This is a genomic window from Nocardioides lijunqiniae (genome assembly GCF_015024225.1).
GTDB lineage: Bacteria > Actinomycetota > Actinomycetes > Propionibacteriales > Nocardioidaceae > Nocardioides > Nocardioides lijunqiniae.
The window spans coordinates 238,055-256,120 of sequence record NZ_JACJGM010000001.1; the positions used below are offsets into that span (position 1 = coordinate 238,055).

At 73.4% G+C, this 18,066-nt stretch carries 19 protein-coding genes; 11 read left to right on the forward strand and 8 right to left on the reverse strand.

The window, feature by feature from the left end; translation table 11 throughout:
* Window positions 1-16 precede the first annotated feature (16 nt).
* Complete coding sequence (locus IRQ30_RS01120) at window positions 17-2,107, reverse strand: MMPL family transporter (protein WP_193611222.1); 2,091 nt, start codon at window positions 2,105-2,107, stop codon at window positions 17-19.
* A 139-nt stretch (window positions 2,108-2,246) separates the two neighbouring features.
* Here IRQ30_RS01120 and IRQ30_RS01125 point away from each other — a divergent pair, with 139 nt between their 5' ends.
* Together IRQ30_RS01125 and proC are read left to right on the forward strand one after the other, a co-directional pair.
* A complete protein-coding gene (locus IRQ30_RS01125; protein ID WP_227466760.1) occupies window positions 2,247-3,182 on the forward strand; it encodes a proline dehydrogenase family protein in 936 nt (311 codons plus the stop codon).
* 37 nt (window positions 3,183-3,219) lie between these two features.
* Window positions 3,220-4,029: a pyrroline-5-carboxylate reductase gene (proC, locus tag IRQ30_RS01130; protein WP_193611223.1), complete on the forward strand. Its 810-nt coding sequence runs from the start codon at window positions 3,220-3,222 to the stop codon at window positions 4,027-4,029.
* Between the two features lie 106 nt (window positions 4,030-4,135).
* Here the strand turns inward: proC and IRQ30_RS01135 are convergent, their stop codons facing one another.
* The 3 genes from IRQ30_RS01135 to IRQ30_RS01145 are packed head-to-tail and all read right to left on the reverse strand — an operon-like array spanning window position 4,136 to window position 5,657.
* Window positions 4,136-4,831 (reverse strand): TetR/AcrR family transcriptional regulator, encoded by a 696-nt coding sequence (locus IRQ30_RS01135; protein ID WP_338089509.1) that lies wholly within the window; start codon window positions 4,829-4,831, stop codon window positions 4,136-4,138.
* Window positions 4,779-5,186 (reverse strand): DCC1-like thiol-disulfide oxidoreductase family protein, encoded by a 408-nt coding sequence (locus IRQ30_RS01140; protein ID WP_193611225.1) that lies wholly within the window; start codon window positions 5,184-5,186, stop codon window positions 4,779-4,781. The genes IRQ30_RS01135 and IRQ30_RS01140 overlap by 53 nt, the downstream gene beginning before the upstream one ends.
* Window positions 5,187-5,219: 33 nt before the next feature.
* Window positions 5,220-5,657, reverse strand: a complete 438-nt coding sequence (locus tag IRQ30_RS01145) for a hypothetical protein (protein ID WP_193606647.1) — start codon at window positions 5,655-5,657, stop codon at window positions 5,220-5,222.
* A gap of 119 nt (window positions 5,658-5,776) precedes the next feature.
* On the opposite strand from IRQ30_RS01145, the gene IRQ30_RS01150 reads away from it, so the two are divergent.
* Window positions 5,777-6,277 (forward strand): SigE family RNA polymerase sigma factor, encoded by a 501-nt coding sequence (locus IRQ30_RS01150; RefSeq protein ID WP_193611226.1) that lies wholly within the window; start codon window positions 5,777-5,779, stop codon window positions 6,275-6,277.
* Complete coding sequence (locus IRQ30_RS01155; protein ID WP_193611227.1) at window positions 6,274-7,458, forward strand: Kelch repeat-containing protein; 1,185 nt, start codon at window positions 6,274-6,276, stop codon at window positions 7,456-7,458. Before IRQ30_RS01150 ends, IRQ30_RS01155 begins: the two co-directional genes overlap by 4 nt.
* Before the next feature lie 31 nt (window positions 7,459-7,489).
* Here the strand turns inward: IRQ30_RS01155 and trpS are convergent, their stop codons facing one another.
* Complete coding sequence (trpS, locus tag IRQ30_RS01160; RefSeq protein ID WP_193611228.1) at window positions 7,490-8,467, reverse strand: tryptophan--tRNA ligase; 978 nt, start codon at window positions 8,465-8,467, stop codon at window positions 7,490-7,492.
* 191 nt (window positions 8,468-8,658) lie between these two features.
* Here trpS and IRQ30_RS01165 point away from each other — a divergent pair, with 191 nt between their 5' ends.
* From IRQ30_RS01165 to IRQ30_RS01185, 5 genes are all read left to right on the forward strand, one after another.
* Window positions 8,659-9,852, forward strand: coding sequence for an acetoin utilization protein AcuC (locus tag IRQ30_RS01165; protein ID WP_193611229.1), 1,194 nt, complete (start codon window positions 8,659-8,661; stop codon window positions 9,850-9,852).
* Window positions 9,853-10,082: 230 nt separating this feature from the next.
* Complete coding sequence (locus tag IRQ30_RS01170; RefSeq protein ID WP_193606642.1) at window positions 10,083-10,289, forward strand: helix-turn-helix domain-containing protein; 207 nt, start codon at window positions 10,083-10,085, stop codon at window positions 10,287-10,289.
* Between the two features lie 150 nt (window positions 10,290-10,439).
* A complete protein-coding gene (locus tag IRQ30_RS01175; RefSeq protein ID WP_008356322.1) occupies window positions 10,440-10,541 on the forward strand; it encodes a 30S ribosomal protein bS22 in 102 nt (33 codons plus the stop codon).
* A 28-nt stretch (window positions 10,542-10,569) separates the two neighbouring features.
* Window positions 10,570-11,643: an NAD-dependent epimerase/dehydratase family protein gene (locus IRQ30_RS01180; protein WP_193611230.1), complete on the forward strand. Its 1,074-nt coding sequence runs from the start codon at window positions 10,570-10,572 to the stop codon at window positions 11,641-11,643.
* Window positions 11,636-12,802 (forward strand): 1-acyl-sn-glycerol-3-phosphate acyltransferase, encoded by a 1,167-nt coding sequence (locus tag IRQ30_RS01185; RefSeq protein ID WP_193611231.1) that lies wholly within the window; start codon window positions 11,636-11,638, stop codon window positions 12,800-12,802. Before IRQ30_RS01180 ends, IRQ30_RS01185 begins: the two co-directional genes overlap by 8 nt.
* Before the next feature lie 30 nt (window positions 12,803-12,832).
* Here IRQ30_RS01185 and IRQ30_RS01190 read toward each other — a convergent pair whose 3' ends face one another.
* From IRQ30_RS01190 to IRQ30_RS01200, 3 genes are all read right to left on the reverse strand, one after another.
* On the reverse strand, window positions 12,833-13,987 hold the full coding sequence (locus IRQ30_RS01190; RefSeq protein ID WP_193611232.1) for a DUF5667 domain-containing protein: 1,155 nt from the start codon (window positions 13,985-13,987) through the stop codon (window positions 12,833-12,835).
* 148 nt (window positions 13,988-14,135) lie between these two features.
* The gene (locus IRQ30_RS01195) at window positions 14,136-14,861 is read right to left on the reverse strand and encodes a sigma-70 family RNA polymerase sigma factor (protein WP_193611233.1); all 726 of its coding nucleotides are present in this window, start codon (window positions 14,859-14,861) and stop codon (window positions 14,136-14,138) included.
* Window positions 14,862-14,963: 102 nt separating this feature from the next.
* The gene (locus IRQ30_RS01200; RefSeq protein WP_193606637.1) at window positions 14,964-15,842 is read right to left on the reverse strand and encodes an HAD family hydrolase; all 879 of its coding nucleotides are present in this window, start codon (window positions 15,840-15,842) and stop codon (window positions 14,964-14,966) included.
* A 249-nt stretch (window positions 15,843-16,091) separates the two neighbouring features.
* On the opposite strand from IRQ30_RS01200, the gene IRQ30_RS01205 reads away from it, so the two are divergent.
* Window positions 16,092-17,720, forward strand: coding sequence for a class I adenylate-forming enzyme family protein (locus tag IRQ30_RS01205; protein ID WP_193611234.1), 1,629 nt, complete (start codon window positions 16,092-16,094; stop codon window positions 17,718-17,720).
* Between the two features lie 14 nt (window positions 17,721-17,734).
* Window positions 17,735-17,974 (forward strand): glutaredoxin family protein, encoded by a 240-nt coding sequence (locus tag IRQ30_RS01210; RefSeq protein ID WP_193606635.1) that lies wholly within the window; start codon window positions 17,735-17,737, stop codon window positions 17,972-17,974.
* Window positions 17,975-18,066: the final 92 nt, after the last annotated feature.

Consider the following 18,066-nt stretch of genomic DNA (forward strand, 5'->3'; position numbering starts at 1 on the left):
CGGCCCCGCGTCGTCCTCAGGGAGTATCCGCGAGCACGCGAGGGCGCTCGTCGGGACGGACGACGGGGCCCTCGGACAGGCCGACCCGGTCGTGGATCCGGCGCAGCCACATGGGGGCCCACCAGTTCCACTTGCCGAGCAGTCCCATCAGCGACGGCACCAGCAGCGAGCGGACCACGAACGCGTCCACCAGGACGCCGACCGCGGTCGCCACCCCGATCTGCTGGATGAAGGAGATGGAGCTGGTGCTGAACGCCCCGATCGCCACCGCGAGGAGCAGTGCGGCCGCGGTCACGACGGCGCCGGTGCGCCCGAGGCCGGTCGCGACCGCCTCGCTCTCCGACAGCCCGGCCTCGCGCTCCTCCTTGATGCGTCCGAGCAGGAAGACGCCGTAGTCGGTCGACAGGGCGAAGACCAGCGCGGCCGCCACCAGGAAGTCGGTGGGCTCGATCCCGCCGTTCGGCGTGTAGCCGAGGAGCCCGGTGAGACGCCCGTCCTGGTAGACGAAGGTGAGCGCCCCGAGCGCCACGCCGACGGTCAGCGTGTTCATCACGACCGCCTTGAGCGGCAGCACCACCGAGCCCGTCATCAGCCACAGCACCAGCAGCGTCAGCAGCACGAGGAGCGCGATCGCCAGCGGCAGGCTGCCGCTGATGGCCGCCTGCTGGTCGACGAACGCCGCCGCGGGACCGGCGACCAGGGCGTCGACACCGTCGACCTGTAGCTCGCGCAGCTCACCGACCACGTCCTGGGCCCGCTCGCCTGCGGCGGCCCCGTCGACCGGGAGCGCGAGCTGCCAGGTGCTCCCGTCGAGCGCCACCGGCTCCGCCGCCTCCCGTACGCCGTCGAGGGCGCCGGCCTGCGCGGCGTACTCCGCGACCTGCTGGGCGTCGTCGGCCTCGATCGCCACGGTGACCGGCGTGGTGCCGGTGCCGGCGAACTCCTCGGCGAGCCGGTCCGACACGATCCGGGCGCTCTGGTCGGTCGGGACGACGGTCTCGTCGACGGGGGTCCACTCGGCGCGCAGCGCGGGCGCCGAGAGGACGACCATCACGACGGCGGTCGCCGCGGCGACCCGGCCGGGGCGGCGCATGACCGCGTGCGAGAGCCGGTACCAACGCCCCTCGGCCGCCCCGGCGCCCGCCGAGCGGCGCTGCAGCCGGGCGCCCATGAGCGCGAAGAACGCCGGCGACACGGCCAGGGACGCCAGTGCGGCGACGACGGCCACGACCGCGCCGGCGATGCCCATGGACTTGAGGAAGTTCATCGGGAAGACCGTGAGCGTCGCGAGAGCCACGGCGACGGTGGCGGCGGAGAAGACCACCGTGCGCCCCGCCGTCCGCATGGTCGCCACGATCGCGGCCGGGGTGGCTCCGTGACGCGTGAGCTCCTCGCGGTAGCGGGTGAGCAGGAACAGCGTGTAGTCGATGGCCAGGCCGAGCCCGAGGCCGATGACGAGGTTCAGCGCGAAGACGCTCAGGCCGTAGACCTGGTTGACGCCCGACAGCGTGAGGAAGGTGCCGAGCACCGTCGTGAGCCCGACGACCAGGGGGAGGAGCGCGGCGCGGCCGCCGAAGAAGATGAGCGAGAGCAGCAGGAGCAGCGGCATCGCGAGCAGCTCGGCACGGGCGAGGTCCTCGCCGACGCTCTCACCGATCTGGAGGCCCGCCGCGGCGCCTCCACCGACGGTGACGTCGCCGTCGTCGGCGAACTCCTCGATGGCGTCGGCGGCCACGTCGTCCTCGACCGCGGAGGCGTCGAGGGTGCCGAGGACGAGCGTGCTGGTGCCGTCCTGGGAGGGCCCGCCCGGCGCCACCTGCGCGACGCCGTCCACGCCGGCGAGCCGGCTGCTGACGTCGGCGACGCGGCCGGGGTCGGCGTCGTCGACCAGGACCGCGAGGCCCGGGTCGGGGGCGAGGCCGGTGGCGGCCTCGACGCGCTCGACGGCACGGGCCGAGTCGGCGTCGTCGGGGACGAAGCCGCCGGAGGAGTCGAGCGCGCCCGCCACCGGGCCGCCGAGGGCGCCGGCGACGAGCACGAAGAAGAAGAGGCCCACGAGGGCATGGCGAGGACGCGCGATGATGCGGTGCAGGAGGGTGAGGGACATGACGACGATCCTTCGGCCTCCGGCCCGCCGCCGCGTCGTGCTGCGGGATGCTCCCGCCGGGCGGCGTACTCCGGGCGGTGTACGCCGCCGGGAGGCGGCTTCGGCGGGACGCGACGGCTGCTGAACTAGCCTGGGCCGCATGTCCTTGCTCCGTCAGCCGATCCTGCTCCTGTCGCGCAGTGCCCAGGTCAAGAAGCTCGTCAGCACCCTGCCCGTGACCTCCGGCATCGTCACGGGCTACGTGCCCGGCGAGACCACCGACAGCGCGGTCGAGGCGACCCGGGTGCTGGTCGACGACGGGCTCGACGTGACGCTCGACTTCCTCGGCGAGGACACCCTCGACGTGGCGCAGGCCGAGGCCACCGTGGCGGCGTACGTCGAGGTCCTCAAGGCGCTGGGCGCGGCGGGCCTGACCCGGCACGCCGAGGTCTCGGTCAAGCTGTCCGCGATCGGGCAGGCGCTGCCCGAGCAGGGGCACAAGGTGGCGCTGGAGAACGCCCGCACGATCTGCCGCGCGGCACGCAACGCCGGCACGACGGTCACCCTCGACATGGAGGACCACACCACCACCGACTCGACGCTCGCGATCCTGCGCGACCTGCGCAAGGACTTCCCCGAGACCGGCGCGGTGCTGCAGGCCTACCTGCACCGCACCGAGGACGACTGCCGCTCCCTGGCCTACGAGGGCTCGCGGGTGCGGCTGTGCAAGGGCGCCTACAACGAGCCGGAGTCCGTGGCCTTCCAGGACCGCGTCGACGTCGACAAGTCCTACGTGCGCTGCCTGAAGATCCTGCTCGCGGGCGACGGCTACCCGATGATCGCGACCCACGACCCGCGGCTGGTCGAGATCGCGTCGTCGCTGGCCAGCCGCTACGGGCGCGGGCAGCAGACCTACGAGTTCCAGATGCTCTACGGCATCCGGCCGACCGAGCAGAGGCGGCTGGCCGAGGACGGCGACAAGGTGCGCGTCTACCTGCCCTACGGCGGGGAGTGGTACGGCTACCTGATGCGGCGCCTCGCCGAGCGACCGCAGAACCTGTCATTCTTCCTGAGGTCGCTGATCTCCAAGAGATGAGCGACGGGCGCGTCGACATCCAGCACAGGAGAAGAACATGAGCTCGCAGCAGACCGCCATCCTCGGCGCCGGCGTGATGGGCGAGACGCTGCTCTCGGGCCTCGTCCGGGCGGGCCGTCGCGTCGACCACCTGCTGGTCGGCGAGAAGCGGGTCGAGCGCGCCCGCGAGCTCGAGGAGCGCTACGGCGTCGCCGTGGTCACCAACGTGGAGGCGGCGGCCAAGGCCGACACCCTCGCGCTGGTCGTCAAGCCGCAGGACATGGGCGACCTGCTCGACGAGATCGCCGGCGTCCTGCGCCCCGGCCAGCTCGTCGTCTCGCTCGCGGCCGGCATCACGACGGCGTTCATCGAGTCGCGAGTGCCCGACGGCGTCGCCGTCGTCCGTGTCATGCCCAACACCCCGGCGCTCGTCGACGAGGGGATGTCGGCGATCTCGCCCGGCTCCCACTGCGACGACGCCCAGCTCGCGGAGGCCGAGTCGCTGATGGCGTCGGTCGGCAAGGTGCTGCGCATCCCCGAGCGCCAGCAGGACGCGGTGACGGCCATCTCCGGCTCCGGGCCCGCCTACATCTTCTTCGTCGTGGAGTCGATGATCGAGGCCGGCGTCCACCTCGGGCTGCCGCGCACCACCGCGAGCGAGCTGGTCATCCAGACCCTCGTCGGCTCCGGCAAGATGCTGCGCGAGACCGGCACCCACCCGACGGTGCTGCGCGAGCAGGTCACCTCGCCCGGCGGCACGACCGCCTCCGCCCTGCGCGAGCTGGAGATCCACAAGGTGCGCGCCGCCTTCCTGGCCGCCATGGAGGCCGCGCGCGACCGCTCGCGCGAGCTCGCCCAGGGCAGCTGAGCCGGAGGCCGACGAGCTCGAGGTCGGCCAGCCGACGATGCGCACGGAGCTGCTGCTGCGCTCGCTCGCGGAGCGGGACGCGGGGCAGGACGCGGGCGGCCCGTCCCTAGATCGAGCGGAGCGTGACCATCAGGTCGAGCAGGTCCTCGACCAGGCCGCGCACCACCGGGAGCCGCGAGAGCCGCGCCAGCCGGTCCAGCATCGGCACGACCTTCTGCACCAGCGCGCGGCTGCGGGCCTGGCCCTCGCTGTCGTCGTAGACCCAGAACAGCACGACGCCCATCTGCACCATCCACAGGAGCTCGGGCAGCTCGCGGCGCAGCGCGGGCGCCAGCTTGAGGTCGGAGCCCTCGACGACCTGGGCCATGACGGCGATGCTGGCCTCGCGGGCGCCCGCCGACTCCTTGCTGAAGGGCGAGAGGGGGCTCGTCGGCTCCGCGGCGTTGCGGAAGAACTGCCCGGCGAACTCGTGGTCGGGCGCCGCGACGTCGAGCCAGGTGTCCAGCACGGCCTGCAGCCGCGCCGCGAACGACCTCCGGTCGGCGAGGAGCGCGCCGGCCGCCGCCGCGTGCTCGGCCTGGATGCCGTCGTAGAACGCCTGGATCAGGTGCTCCTTGGAGGCGAAGTAGTAGTAGGCGTTGCCCACCGAGACGCCCGCCTCCTGGGCGATGGCGCGCATCGTCGTCCTGTCGTAGCCATCGCGACGGAAGAGGCGCATGGCGGCCTCCGCGATCGTCGCGCGCGTCTGCTCAGCCTTCGGGGAGCGGGCTGCAGGTTCCGGCACAGCGCTCAGGGTAGTCACCCCCCCGGTCGCTTCCCGAGGCGAGCAGCGAGCGCAGCCCGGCGGCGGAGTACGCCGCTCCCCGGGCCAGCGGCAGCCAGGCCGGCCGCGCCAGCCGCTCGGCGAGGGCGCGGTGGGCACGGGTCGCCCACAGGCACATCACCCAGGCGTGCTCGTGGGTCCAGATCGACCCGTCGTCGCCCACCACCGTGATCTCCGCGAGCGTGCGGTCGTGGTCGAGCGTGGGGAAGCGCGCCCGCGCCTCGTGGGACCCCGCCGCCACCAGCTCGAGCGGCACCAGGGTCGCCTGTCGGGCGAGCCAGGAGCGGAACCTGGCGCACAGCGGGCAGTCCGCGTCGTACAGGACGGTGAGCACCGGTCGCCCGGTCCGTCGGGGGCGTCCGGCCCGTCACGCCCGGCCGGGCGCCGGGTAGGGGTGGGTGTAGGTCGCCACCGGCGGGAGGTGGCCTTGCGGCGGCACGGGCGCGGTGCGCAGCGACTCCATCCGGCTGCGCCGGCGGATCGCGTTGAAGACGTAGACGTTGAAGAAGTGCAGGACGCCGAGCGTCAGGGTGACCACGCCGATCTTGACGCTCAGCGTCTCGAAGAGGCCGCCGAGGTCGCGCACGGGGTCGCTGATGCGCAGGTAGAGGCTCACGAAGCCGAGGTTGAGCAGGTAGAAGCCGACGACGAGCAGCTTGTTGACCGCCACCGCCAGCTCGTCGTTGCCTCCGAAGACGTCGGCGAGGAAGACCTTGCCGTTGCGTCCGAGGGTGGTCGCGACCCAGACGATCAGCGGGACGCTGACCGCGAGGTAGGCGAGGTAGGTGCCGACGGTCCAGTCCATGGTGCGCTCCTTCATTTGAACGTGTTCAACTCTGTCTGGACGACAGTAGGGCAAGAATTGAACGTGTTCAAGTCTGGTGTCGGACGAACCGGACGGGCCCGCGTCGGCATCCTGAGGGTGTGACCGACTTCGACGAGCTGTTCGCCGTCGCGTGGCCACGCCTGCTGCGCACGACGTACGCCGTCACCGGGGACCGGCAGCTCGCCGAGGACGCCCTGCAGTCCGCCTTCGCCAAGGCCTACGCGGCGTGGCCGCGGGTCAGCCGCGCCGACGACCCCGTCGCCTACGTCCGCCGGATCGCCCTCCACGCCGCCATCGCCCAGCAGCGCCGGGCGTCGGTGAGGCGCGAGACCACCATCCCCGCCCTCCCGGAGGACCACGCCCGGTCCGGCGAGGACGCGCTGCTCCAGCGGGACGAGGTCTGGACCGCCGTGGCGTCCCTCCCGCCGCGGCAGCGCGCCGTCGTCGTGCTCCGCTACTACGAGGACCTGTCCGAGCGCGAGATCGCCGAGACCCTCGGCTGCCGTCCCGGGACCGTGAAGTCTCAAGCCGCGGCCGCCCTCTCGTCGCTGCGCGCACGTCTGGGCGACGCGGCCCCGCTGACAGGAGACCGCCCATGACGCTCGAGGACCGGCTCGCCCGCTCGCTCCACGAGGGCCTCGCCCGCCTGGACGTGCCGCCGGGCGACCTCGACGGCGCCCGTCGGGCCGGTGGCCGGCTGCGGCGGCGCCGCCGGGTGGTCGCCGCCGTGGTCGCCGCCGCGGTCGCCGTCACCGGGCTGGGGGTGCTCGCGTGGGACCGCGAGGCTGACGACCGGGTGACCGACCCGGCGGGGTCGGGCTCCTGGCAGCGCATGGACGACGCGCCCGTGCCGGGCCGCGCGATGCCCCTGGCGGGCTGGACGGGGGAGGAGGCGCTGTTCGTGGGCGGCGACCTCGAGCCCTGCCCGCCCGCCGCCGACTGCGTCGTCCCCTCCGTGCCGGCGCGCGACGGGGCGGCCTACGACCCGGACGCGCAGGAGTGGCGGGTGATCGCGGAGGCGCCCGTGCCGATGGGCTACTGGTTCCGCACCACCATGGTCGACGACACGATGGTGATCGTCGGCGACGGCCGGTGGTGGGCCTACGACGCCGGCGACGACGCCTGGACGCGCCTGCCGGCGCCGCCCGCGCCGACGGAGGACACCGGCTCGATCTCGTCGGCGGACGGTCGCGTCCTCGCGATGAGCCGGCGAGGCCGGGTGCAGGTGCTCGACCTCGCGGCGCGGACCTGGTCGGAGCTGCCGGCGGCGCCGCGGCGGCTGGTCGGCGCCGTGGTGGCCACCGACGACGGGGTGGTCGTCTCCGGGCCCACCCGGGGCGACGGCACCGGGGTGGTCGCGCAGATCTGGGACGGCAGCTCCTGGTCGGAGGTGCCCGTCCCGCAGCGCAACTCCTTCCGCCACTGGACGGGCGAGCGCCTCGTGGAGCTCGACCCGCAGCGCGGCGCCGACGGCGAGCGCGCCGGGGGCATCCTCGACCCGGCCACCCGGGAGTGGTCCCCGCTGCCGGACCGGCTGACCGACTCGGCCGGGGGCGGGTGGTCGGTGAACGCCGCGGAGGGGCCGCTCATCCTGGGCTGGGGCTACCTCTACGACGACCGGGACGGGTCCTGGGCCCGCCAGGCGCCCCGGCCCGAGGCGGCGCAGACCGAGGGCGTGTCCGCGGTGTGGGCGGACGGCCGGGTCATCGTGTTCGGCGGCGTCGACTCCTCCGCGCAGAGCTACGAGCCCGTCAGCCAGGCCTGGGCCTGGCGGCCCTGACCGCCTCGCCGTCCGAGGTCGACCCGCGCCCTCACAACCCGATCGCGGCCTCGGCCGCGGCGAGGACGGGCGCGGTGACCTCGCGGCAGCGCGCGGCGCCCGAGGCGAAGATCTCCGTGACGTGGGCCGGGTCGGCGGCGAGCTCGGCGTAGCGGCGCTGGATCGGCTCGAGCTCGGCCACCACCGCGTCCGTGACGACCTTCTTCAGCGCGCCGTAGGTCGTCAGCCCCTCCGCCGACCCGCCGCAGGCCACCAGGATCTCCAGCAGGTTGGTGACTCCCGGCTTCGCCTCGCGGTCGGCGCGGATCGCCGTCGCGCCGGTCTCGCTGTCGGTGACGGCGCGCGCGACCGTGCGCCGTACGACGTCGGGCGGGTCGAGCAGGCGGACCACCCCGGCGCCGTCGCTGCCGGTCTTGCCCATCTTGGCGGTCGGGTCGGCGAGGTCCATGACGCGCGCCCCGGCCGGTGGCGCGGTCATCTCCGGGATCGCGAACACCGGCCCGTAGGTCGCGTTGAAGCGCATCGCCAGGTCGCGGGTGAGCTCGAGGTGCTGGCGCTGGTCGTCGCCCACCGGCACCTGGGTCGGCCGGTAGAGCAGGATGTCGGCGGCCATCAGCACCGGGTAGGTGTAGAGCGACGTGCGGGTCGAGCCGACGCCGCGTCCCTTCTCCTTGAACTGGACCATCCGGCCCAGCTCGCCGGTCGTGGCGACGCACTCGAGCAGGTAGGCGAGCTGGGCGTGGGCCGGCACGCGGCTCTGCACGAACAGCGTGCTGGCGTCGAGACCGACCGCGAGCAGCAGCGTCGCCTGCTCCCGCACGAGGCGCCGCAGCGCCGCCGGGTCGTGGGTCACGGTCAGGGCGTGGAGGTCGGCGACGCCGTACAAGCAGTCGGCCTCCTGCTGGGCGGCCGCCATCGGGCGCAGCGCGCCAAGCAGGTTGCCGAGCGTCAGGTGGCCCGTCGGCTTGAGCAGCGAGAGCCGCCGGGTGGCGGTGGGGTGGGGGGACACGGTGGTGCTCCTGAGGGTGAGAGCCCGCAGGTCGACCGTGCCCCGACATGCACGACGGCCGCCCGCAGGCGGCCGATGAAGGGTGTGCTTCAGCAAGGTCCGCCGGTCAGGCGGGCCACCACTGCAGGGGTCGGGTCGTCAGCACGCGATCAATGTAACCCAGCAACGAGGGCGGCGAGTAGGTTGCTGGCATGACGCCGGCAGAGTGCACCGGGCCGGCGACGGTCGTGTTCGACGAGAGCCTCACCGCCTACGACTTCGGGCACGGTCACCCGATGTCGCCGCTGCGGGTCGACCTGACCATGCGCCTGGCCCGCGAGCTGGGGGTCTTCGACCACGGCCTGCGGCTCGTCGACGCCCCGATGGCCGACGACGCCCTCATCGCCACGGTGCACGACCAGTCGCTCATCGACGCCGTGACCCGCATGGGCGAGGCCCCGGGGCCGGGCGAGGAGGAGCACGGGCTCGGCACGGACGACAACCCGGTGTTCCTGGGCATGCACCAGGCCTCCGCGCACGTCGTCGGCGCCACCCACGAGGCGTGCCGCCAGGTGTGGTCGGGGGAGTCGCTGCACAGCGCGAGCATCTCCGGCGGCCTGCACCACGCGATGCGCGACCGCGCCAGCGGCTTCTGCATCTACAACGACATCGCGGTCGGCATCCAGTCGCTGCTCGACCAGGGCGCCGAGCGGGTGGCCTACGTCGACGTCGACGTCCACCACGGCGACGGCGTCGAGAAGATCTTCTGGGACGACCCGCGCGTCCTCACGATCTCCCTGCACGAGACCGGCCAGATGCTGTTCCCCGGCACCGGCTTCGCGGTCGACCTCGGCGGCCCCGACGCACAGGGCAGCGCGGTCAACGTCGCGCTCCCGCCCGGGACGAGCGACGCCGGCTGGCTGCGCGCCTTCCACGCGGTGGTCCCCGCGCTGCTGAGGGCCTTCGACCCCGAGATCCTGGTGACCCAGCACGGCTGCGACTCGCACGCCGACGACCCGCTCGCCCACATGATGCTCAGCGTCGACGGGCAGCGGGCGGCGTACCTCGCGCTCCACGAGCTGGCCCACGAGGTGGCCGACGGGCGGTGGGTGGCCACGGGCGGCGGCGGGTACGCCGTCGTGGAGGTCGTGCCGCGCGCCTGGACCCACCTGCTGGCGATCGTCGGCGGCCGGCCCCTCGACCCCGCGACCGAGACCCCGGCCGCGTGGCGCGAGCACGTCCTGGAGCACCTGGGGTGCTCCGCGCCGCACCGGCTGACGGACGGCCGGACGCCGGCGTACCGGCGCTGGGAGGACGGCTACGACCCCGACACCTGGCTCGACCGCGCCATCCACAGCACCCGCATGGAGGCGTTCCCGCTGCACGGCCTGGACCCCGGGCTCTGACCGGACGCGGGGGCGGGAGGCGGGGCCGGACACGGGGGTGGCGCCACCGCCGACGGCTCGTCCGACGAGGGGTGGCTCGGCGCGGTCAAGCCGACACGCCGACGTCCCAGAAGTTCCTTTGGTGAATCCCTTCCCCATCCGTCACTCCTGGCCCTATCCTTCCCACGATGCGCCCGTGTGATCATCGGTGGGGAAAGCCGATGGCGGTCGCCACAGAAAGTTGGTGCGCCATGGCAACGAACTCCACCGGGGACCTCTCGGACTCGCGGTTCCTGACCATTGCCGAGGTGGCCGCGATGATGCGGGTGTCGAAGATGACGGTCTACCGCCTCGTGCACAACGAGGAGCTCCCCGCCCTGCGGGTCGGGCGCTCCTTCCGCGTGCGCGAGGAGGACGTCGACGAGTACCTCCGCAAGAGCTTCTACAGCGCGGGCTGACCACGGAGACGGGTGCGCGTCCCGGGCCCGACGAGGGCCCGGGCGACGCTCCTGCCCAGCCGGATTCTTCGTGACGCACCCGCGCCGATAGGCTGGCCCGGTTCTCCAGGCAACTCCTGGAGCGACTGATCAGCCTGGAGAGGTTTATTCGTGGGTTCTGTCATCAAGAAGCGGCGCAAGCGTATGGCCAAGAAGAAGCACCGCAAGCTGCTGAAGAAGACGCGCGTCCAGCGTCGCAAGCTCGGCAAGTAAGCCCGTCGTTCGGGTCTCGGACGCAGCCATGGCCGGCGACGGCAGGGTCGTTCTCGTCACCGGGGTCTCTCGTGACCTCGGCCGGAAGGCCGCGCGCGCCATCGCCTCCGAGCCCGGCGTCGCGCGTGTCATCGGCGTCGACGTCGTCCCCCCGCGGGGCGACATGGGCGACGTGTCGTTCGTGCGCGCCGACATCCGCAACCCCGTCATCGCGAAGGTCATCGCGAAGGAGGACGTCGACACCGTCGTCCACATGAGCGTCATCTCGACCCCCGGCAGCGCCGGTGGTCGCAACACGATGAAGGAGCTCAACGTCATCGGGACGATGCAGCTCCTGGCGGCGTGCCAGAAGGCGCCGGGGCTGCGGCACCTCGTGGTGAAGTCGACGACGACGGTCTACGGCGCCAGCAACCGCGACCCGGCGATGTTCACCGAGGACATGGAGCCGCGGCGCGCTCCTCGGGCCGGGTACGCCAAGGACGTCGCCGAGATCGAGGGCTACGTCCGCGGTCTCGGACGTCGCCGGCCCGACCTGCGCGTGACGCTGCTGCGCGCCGCCAACGTGATCGGGCCGCACGTGTCGAGCCCCATCACGTCGTACTTTCGGCTGCCGGTCCTGCCCACCGTGCTCGGCTTCGACGCACGGCTGCAGTTCCTCCACCAGGACGACCTGCTCGCGGTGCTGCGTCACAGCGTCGTCACCGACGTCCACGGCACCTTCAACGTCGCCGGCGACGGGATCCTGATGCTCTCGCAGGCGGCACGCCGCCTGCAGCGCCCCACCGTGCCGATGCCCGGGTTCGCCGTCGGCGGGCTCGGGTCGTTCCTGCGCTCGGCGCGGGTCGCGGACTTCTCCCCGGAGCAGCTGTCGTTCCTGACCTACGGTCGCGGGGTCGACACCACGCGCATGCGGGAGGTGCTCGGCTTCGAGCCGCGCTACACCACCGCCGCGGCGTTCGCCGACTTCGGCAGCCGCCTGCCGGTCACCGGCGGCCGCTCGGAGAAGGTCATCTCGGCCCTCGCCCGCCAGCTGCCCGACCCGGACCCGACGCCGACCGCGCCGACCTCCGTCGCGGCACCGGGAGGTGCGCGCCGTGGGTGACGCCGAGATCATCCCCATCGGCACCCGCGGCCGTCCCGGCCGCGGCACCGGCACCCAGCCCAGCTCCGCCGCGCGCGGGCTGGCCCCGAAGTCACCGGCGAAGCCCAAGGCCGCCGCCACGAAGGCATCCCCGCCCCGCTCGGCCGCTCGTGGGGAGGCGGAGCCGACCGAGCCCGCCGCATCGACCACGCCACCCGCCGAGCCGGTCGCCCCGGCGGCGGCCACTCGCCCCTCCGTGCGCACCGAGGAGCGACACCCGCTCGCCGGCGTCCCGGGCAGCGACTGGCTGGCGGCGTTCCAGGCGGCCGCGCTGGAGGTCTTCGGCGAGCAGTGGGAGCCGCAGCTGGCCCGCTTCCTGGCGTTCCTGCGCCGCCGGGTCACCGGCGACTACACCGTCGACGAGTACGGCTTCGACCAGGAGGTCACCCAGCGGTTCTTCATGGCCGCCCTGCGCCCGATCGCCGAGAAGTGGTTCCGCATCGAGGTCCGCGGGATCGACAACGTCCCGACCGAGGGCGGCGCCCTGGTGGTCTCCAACCACTCCGGCACCATCCCGGTCGACGGACTGATGACCATGGTCACGATCCACGACCACATCGGCAGGTTCCTGCGCCCGCTGGGCGCCGACCTGGTCTTCCAGCTGCCGATCGTGAGCAGCCTGGCCCGCAAGAGCGGAGCCACGCTCGCCTGCAGCGAGGACGCCGAGCGGATGCTGCGCGGCGGGGAGCTCGTCGGGGTGTGGCCCGAGGGCTTCAAGGGCATCGGCAAGCCCTACGCCGAGCGCTACAAGCTGCAGCGGTTCGGGCGCGGCGGCTTCGTGTCGGCCGCCCTGCGCACCGGCGTCCCGATCGTCCCGCTGGCTGTGGTCGGCGCCGAGGAGATCTACCCCCTCGTCGGCAACATCCCGGGCCTGGCGCGGGTCCTGGGCGTCCCCTACCTGCCGATCACCCCGTTCTTCCCGCTCCTCGGGCCGCTCGGCCTGGTGCCGCTGCCCTCGAAGTGGCTGCTGGAGTTCGGCGAGCCCATCCGCACCGACGACTACGAGGGCGGTGCCTCGGACGACCCGATGCTGGTCTTCAACGTCACAGACCAGGTCCGCGAGACGATCCAGCAGACGCTGTACTCGCTGCTGATGCAGCGCGAGTCCGTCTTCCGCTGAGCGGCGGCGTCCGCCACCCCCCGGCAGGGGTCAGGGGAGCAGCGGGCCTGTGACGTTGCCGAGGAGCTCGTCGAGGTCCTCCACGAGCTCCTCGGTCGTGGTCGGGGGCGGGCCGGCGCTCTTGATGCCGTCGGTCAGCTGGCCGATCGGTCCCTTGCCGGTGTCGCCCCCGCTCCCGCTCGGGGGAGCGGCGCTGGGCGCGGCGGTCGGCGGGGTCGGGACCACCGGGGTGCTGCCGGCTCCCGCGCCGGGCAGGTCCTCGCCGCTGCCACCTCCGGACCCGCCCTTGCCGCCGGGGGTGCCCGAGCCGCCGGGACGGCCGGGACCCGGCTTCGGCGGGGCCGGCGGGGTGAGGGTTGGCCCGAGGATGTGCTGGGGCAGGCTGCTGACGGTGTCGAGGACGGCCGCCGGGACCTGGGTGAGGCCGGGCACGCACGTGGGACAGGCGTAGATCGCCTGCTGCTCGATCTGGCCGAGCACCTGCACCGCCTGGATCAGCGCGCCGCGCGCCTCGTCGGGCACGAGCGACTCCAGGCCCTCGAGCTCGGCGAGGCTGTCGGCGGTGAAGTCGCGCAGCTCGGCGATCGGTGCCTCCTCGCCGGTGCTCTGGTAGTCGGCGATGAGTGCGTCGGAGGCGGCGCTGGCCTGGTTGGAGAACGCGTGGAGGGTGTCGGCGATCGCGCGGCCGTCGCCCTCGTCCTGGGCCAGCTCGTCGGCCTCGGCCAGGCGGCCCGACGCGTTGTGCAGGAGCGTGGAGCCGCGGTCGCCGTCGTCGGACTGGACGCCGGCACGGGCGTTCTCGAGGGCCCGCTTGAGGGGGTAGAGCGTGTCGCCGGGGAGCGCGCTCTGGGCGGCCATTGCCATCGACGTGGTGGCGGTGACGATCGCGAACCCGCCGATGGCGACGGCGACGCGGCGCTCCCGCGGCGTACGGCGGGGGGTCACCGTGAGCCGGGCGCGCACCTCGGCGTCGGGGTCCGGGGCGAGCGCCGAGTCGGCGGCCCGCATCAGCCGCTCGCGCAGCCCGGAGACGAACTCCGTCCGAGCCTCGACCGGGGGCTCGGCCCGCAGCGCCTCGACCAGCTCGAGGAGGTCGGTGTAGCGCGCATCCGCAGGCCCGCTGGTCGCATCGACCAGTGAGCTGAACTCCTCGGCGCGACGTCGCGCCGTGAATGCGGGGATCATCGGGTCCGTCCTGGAAGGTGGTGCGCTGCGGTGGTGACGCGTGCTGACACCAGGCTCAACGACCCGGCCGGCTGGCGGGTTACGGCGACCCGGGGTCGCAGTCGAGTGGTCTTCGACACCCCTCTCAGGGGCCGGCGCGCGAGGGCCGTCATGAGCCGCGGATCCCGTCGGGCATCAGCTTGGCCAGGTTGCGGACGCCGCGCAGCTGCAGCTGCTTGACCGCGCCGTCGCTGCGGCCCAGGACCTCGGCGGTCTCGGCGATGCTCATGCCCTGCAGGAAGCGCATCACCAGGCAGTCGCGCTGCTCGTCGGGCAGCTGGGTGAGCGCCTCGAGCAGGATCTCGTTGGTCATGCTCGCCAGCACGGTGGACTCGGGGCCCTCGGTGGCGTCGTCGTGGGCGCCCATGTCCTCGGTGGTCATCTCCAGGCGCGTGCGCCCGGCCTTGAAGTGGTCGGTGGCGAGGTTGCGGGCGATGGTCATCAGCCAGGCGCCGAAGTCCTTGCCCTGCCACCGGAAGCCGGTCATGCTCCGCAGCGCCCGGAAGAACGTCTCCGAGGTCAGGTCCTCGGCCAGCGGTCCCGAGCGGGTGCGGTAGAAGAGGAAGCGGTAGACCGAGGGCTGGTAGTGGTCGTAGAGCATCCCGAACGCCTCGGAGTCGCCCTTGCGGGCCAGCTCGACCAGCGCGATCAGGCGGGTGCGCTCGGCGGCGTCGTCCTCCGAGGAGGCCGCGAGGTCGGCGTCGCCGTAGCCCCCGGGGCCGCGCGAGCCGCCGCCCGGACCGCCGCCCGGACCGCCGCCCAGCGCCTCGCTGAGCAGGATCGCGGCACGCAGGGCGTCCAGCCCCAGCGCGACCTCACGACCGTACGACGGCATGCGAACAGTGACCCTTCCCTGGAGGCTCCCCCCGAAGCCCTACCGGATAGTAGGCCAGCACCCGGCCCCGGGGGAATGGTCCGCGGGAACTCGTGACGCGGCTCAGCGACGCCGGCGCAGCGCGACCGCGGCGGCCACGCTGCCGGAGACCGCGCCCGTCACCGCGCCCACGACGAGGCCGGCCCGGGCCGCCTTGCGACCGGTCCGGTAGTCGCGCACGCGCCAGCCCTGGGCCCGCGCGTGCGCGCGCAGCCGGGCGTCGGGGTTGATCGCGACCGGGTCGCCGACGAGGCTCAGCATCGGCAGGTCGTTGAAGGAGTCGGAGTACGCCGAGCAGGCGGCCAGGTCGAGCCCCTCCCGCGCGGCGAGCGCCTTGATCGCCTCGGCCTTGGCCGGCCCGTGCAGCATGTCGCCCACGAGCAGCCCGGTGTAGACCCCGTCGACGTGCTCGGAGACGGTGCCCATCGCGCCGGTGAGGCCGAGGCGCCGCGCGATGATCGTCGCGATCTCGATCGGCGCCGCCGTGACCAGCCAGACCCGCTGCCCCCGGTCGAGGTGCAGCTGCGCGAGCGCGCGCGTCCCGGGCCAGATCCGGTGCGCCATCGCCTCGTCGAAGATCTCCTCGCCCAGCTCCTGCAGCTCGGTGACGGTGTGCCCGGCGATGAAGCTCAGCGCCGAGTTGCGCGCCTGCGCGACGTGCTCGGGATCCTCCACGCCCACCATGCGGAAGTAGGCCTGCTTCCAGGCCGCGCCCAGGATGTCGCGCGTGGTGAAGAAGTCGCGGCGGTGCAGGCCGCGGGCGAAGTGGAAGATGCTCGCGCCCTGCATGACCGTGTTGTCCACGTCGAAGAACGCCGCCGCCACCGAGTCCGACGGCGTGACCAGCGCCGTCTCCACCTCGGCCGCCGCGGCCGCCGCCTCCCCGGCCAGGGTCGATCGCTGCTGCAGGTTCAGCTGGCGCGAGCGGTCCGGCGGTGGCATCGGCACACAGTAGCGCCGAACCCCCGCCCCCCAGCGGTGGTCGAGGTGCGAGCGCAGCGAGCGTGCCGCGGTGGTCGAGGTGCGAGCGCAGCGAGCGTGCCGCGGTGGTTGAGGTGCGAGCGCAGCGAGCGTGCCGCGGTGGTTGAGGTGCGAGCGCAGCGAGCCTCGAAACCACCCACCCGCTCGTCGCCGCTCACCCACCGGGTTTCGGCTCTCCACGCGGGTCGGCGTCTGTGGAAGTATCTGCGCATGTCCAGCGCAGGCACCGCCCCGGGTGTGACGGACGTGGCCGAGCTCGTCACGCTCGCGGCCGACGAGAGCCCGGACCGGCTCGCGCTGGTGGAGGCCGAGGGCCGCAGCCTCACGTGGGCGCAGCTCGAGCAGGAGGTCGGGCGGGTCGCGACGGGGCTCGGCGCGGCCGGCATCGTCGCGGGCTTCCGGGTCATGCTCGTGCTGGGCAACCGGATCGAGTTCGTGACGACGTACCTCGGGACCCTGCGCGCACAGGCGGTCGCGGTGCCGGTCAACCCCTCGTCGACGCCGGGCGAGCTGGCGCGGATGGTGGCCGACTCCGGCTCCCGCATGGTCGTCGCCGACGGCGACACGGTGACCGCGGTGCGCGAGGCGGCGTCGCTGCTGCAGCGGGCGCTCGACGGCGACACCGACGGCATGGGCGAGGTCGACCCCGACGTGGTGGCGCGTCTCGTCGTGCCGCGCGTGGTCGTGGTGGGCACGACGCTGCTGCCGGGGGAGCGCTCCTACGACCACCTCCGGGCCGACACCCCGCGCCCGGCGCCGGCCCTCCAGGACCCCGATAAGCTCGCGGCGCTCCTCTACACCAGCGGTACGTCGGGCCGACCGCGCGCCGCGATGCTCACCCACCGCGCGCTCGTGGCCAACATCGAGCAGGCCGCGGCGGTCCGGCCGCCGATGATCCACGGCGACGACGTGGTGCTCGGGGTGCTCCCGCTCTTCCACGTCTACGGGCTCAACGCCGTGCTCGGCCTGGTGCTGCGCCACCGCGCCAAGCTGGTGATCGCGGAGCGCTTCGACCCGCAGGGCACCCTCGACCTGATCGAGGACCAGGCCTGCAGCGTCGTGCCCGTCGCGCCGCCGGTCTTCGCGCACTGGCGCGACATCGACGGGCTCGAGGAGCGGCTGGGACCGGTCCGGCTGATGCTGTCGGGCTCGGCGCCGCTGTCGGCCGAGGTCATCGAGGAGTTCACGGACCGCACCGGCATCCCGCTCCACCAGGGCTACGGCCTCACCGAGGCCTCGCCCATCGTGACGAGCACCCTGCGGTCCTCGGAGCTCCAGAACGGATCGGTCGGAGCAGCCCTGGACGGCATCGAGATCCGGCTGGTCGACGAGGCCGGCGCGGTGCCGGTCGGCGACGACCCCGGCGAGATCCAGATCCGCGGCGCCAACCTCTTCAGCGGCTACTGGCCCGACGGCGCCGACGGTCCCGACCACGAGGGCTGGTGGTCGACCGGCGACGTCGGCTTCCTCGACGCGAGCGGCGACCTCTTCCTCGTCGACCGGGTCAAGGAGCTGGTGATCGTCTCGGGCTTCAACGTCTACCCCGTCGAGGTCGAGGAGGTGATCGGCGAGACCCCCGGCGTCACCGACGTCGCGGTGATCGGCACCGACGACCCCACCTCGGGTGAGGCGGTCGTCGCCTACGTCGTCGCGCCCGGCCTCGACGCCGAGGCGGTCGAGACCGCCGTCCGCGAGCACTGCGCCACCCGCCTGGCGCGCTTCAAGCAGCCGAGCCGGGTGGAGGTCGTCGACGAGCTCCCGGTGACCGTGACGGGCAAGGTGCAGAAGGGCCGACTGCGCGGCCTCGAGCGCCGTCGGGCCCTCGGCATCCTGGAGTGAGGGAGGCTGGGGGCATGACCGCCCGGATCACGCTCTACGGCCGCCCCGGCTGCCACCTCTGCGACGACGCCCGCGCGGTGATCGAGAAGGTGTGCGCCGACACCGGCGAGCAGTACGTCGAGGTGTCGGTCGACGACGACCCGGAGCTGCAGCGCCGCTTCACCGAGGAGGTGCCGGTGACCTTCGTCGACGGCCGTCAGCACGACTTCTGGCGCGTCGACGAGGCGAGGCTGCGCGCCGCCCTCGGTCACTGACACCGCGGACGGACCCCCGATCGCGTGGCACTTCTCACATGTGGTAGCCGCTGCGGCCAGGGGGCCGTCCGCTCGTTTTGTTCTCGCGTTCA

Coding starts and splice junctions, on each gene's coding strand:
- IRQ30_RS01145 (WP_193606647.1), bottom strand. CDS start 5,657: ATGGACTGGACCGTCGGCACCTACCTCGCCTACCTCGCGGTCAGCGTC.
- proC (WP_193611223.1), top strand. CDS start 3,220: ATGAGCTCGCAGCAGACCGCCATCCTCGGCGCCGGCGTGATGGGCGAG.
- IRQ30_RS01180 (WP_193611230.1), top strand. CDS start 10,570: ATGGCCGGCGACGGCAGGGTCGTTCTCGTCACCGGGGTCTCTCGTGAC.
- IRQ30_RS01195 (WP_193611233.1), bottom strand. CDS start 14,861: ATGCCGTCGTACGGTCGTGAGGTCGCGCTGGGGCTGGACGCCCTGCGT.
- IRQ30_RS01210 (WP_193606635.1), top strand. CDS start 17,735: ATGACCGCCCGGATCACGCTCTACGGCCGCCCCGGCTGCCACCTCTGC.
- IRQ30_RS01125 (WP_227466760.1), top strand. CDS start 2,247: ATGTCCTTGCTCCGTCAGCCGATCCTGCTCCTGTCGCGCAGTGCCCAG.
- IRQ30_RS01205 (WP_193611234.1), top strand. CDS start 16,092: ATGTCCAGCGCAGGCACCGCCCCGGGTGTGACGGACGTGGCCGAGCTC.
- IRQ30_RS01155 (WP_193611227.1), top strand. CDS start 6,274: ATGACGCTCGAGGACCGGCTCGCCCGCTCGCTCCACGAGGGCCTCGCC.
- IRQ30_RS01120 (WP_193611222.1), bottom strand. CDS start 2,107: ATGTCCCTCACCCTCCTGCACCGCATCATCGCGCGTCCTCGCCATGCC.
- IRQ30_RS01200 (WP_193606637.1), bottom strand. CDS start 15,842: ATGCCACCGCCGGACCGCTCGCGCCAGCTGAACCTGCAGCAGCGATCG.
- IRQ30_RS01165 (WP_193611229.1), top strand. CDS start 8,659: ATGACGCCGGCAGAGTGCACCGGGCCGGCGACGGTCGTGTTCGACGAG.
- IRQ30_RS01190 (WP_193611232.1), bottom strand. CDS start 13,987: ATGATCCCCGCATTCACGGCGCGACGTCGCGCCGAGGAGTTCAGCTCA.
- IRQ30_RS01170 (WP_193606642.1), top strand. CDS start 10,083: ATGGCAACGAACTCCACCGGGGACCTCTCGGACTCGCGGTTCCTGACC.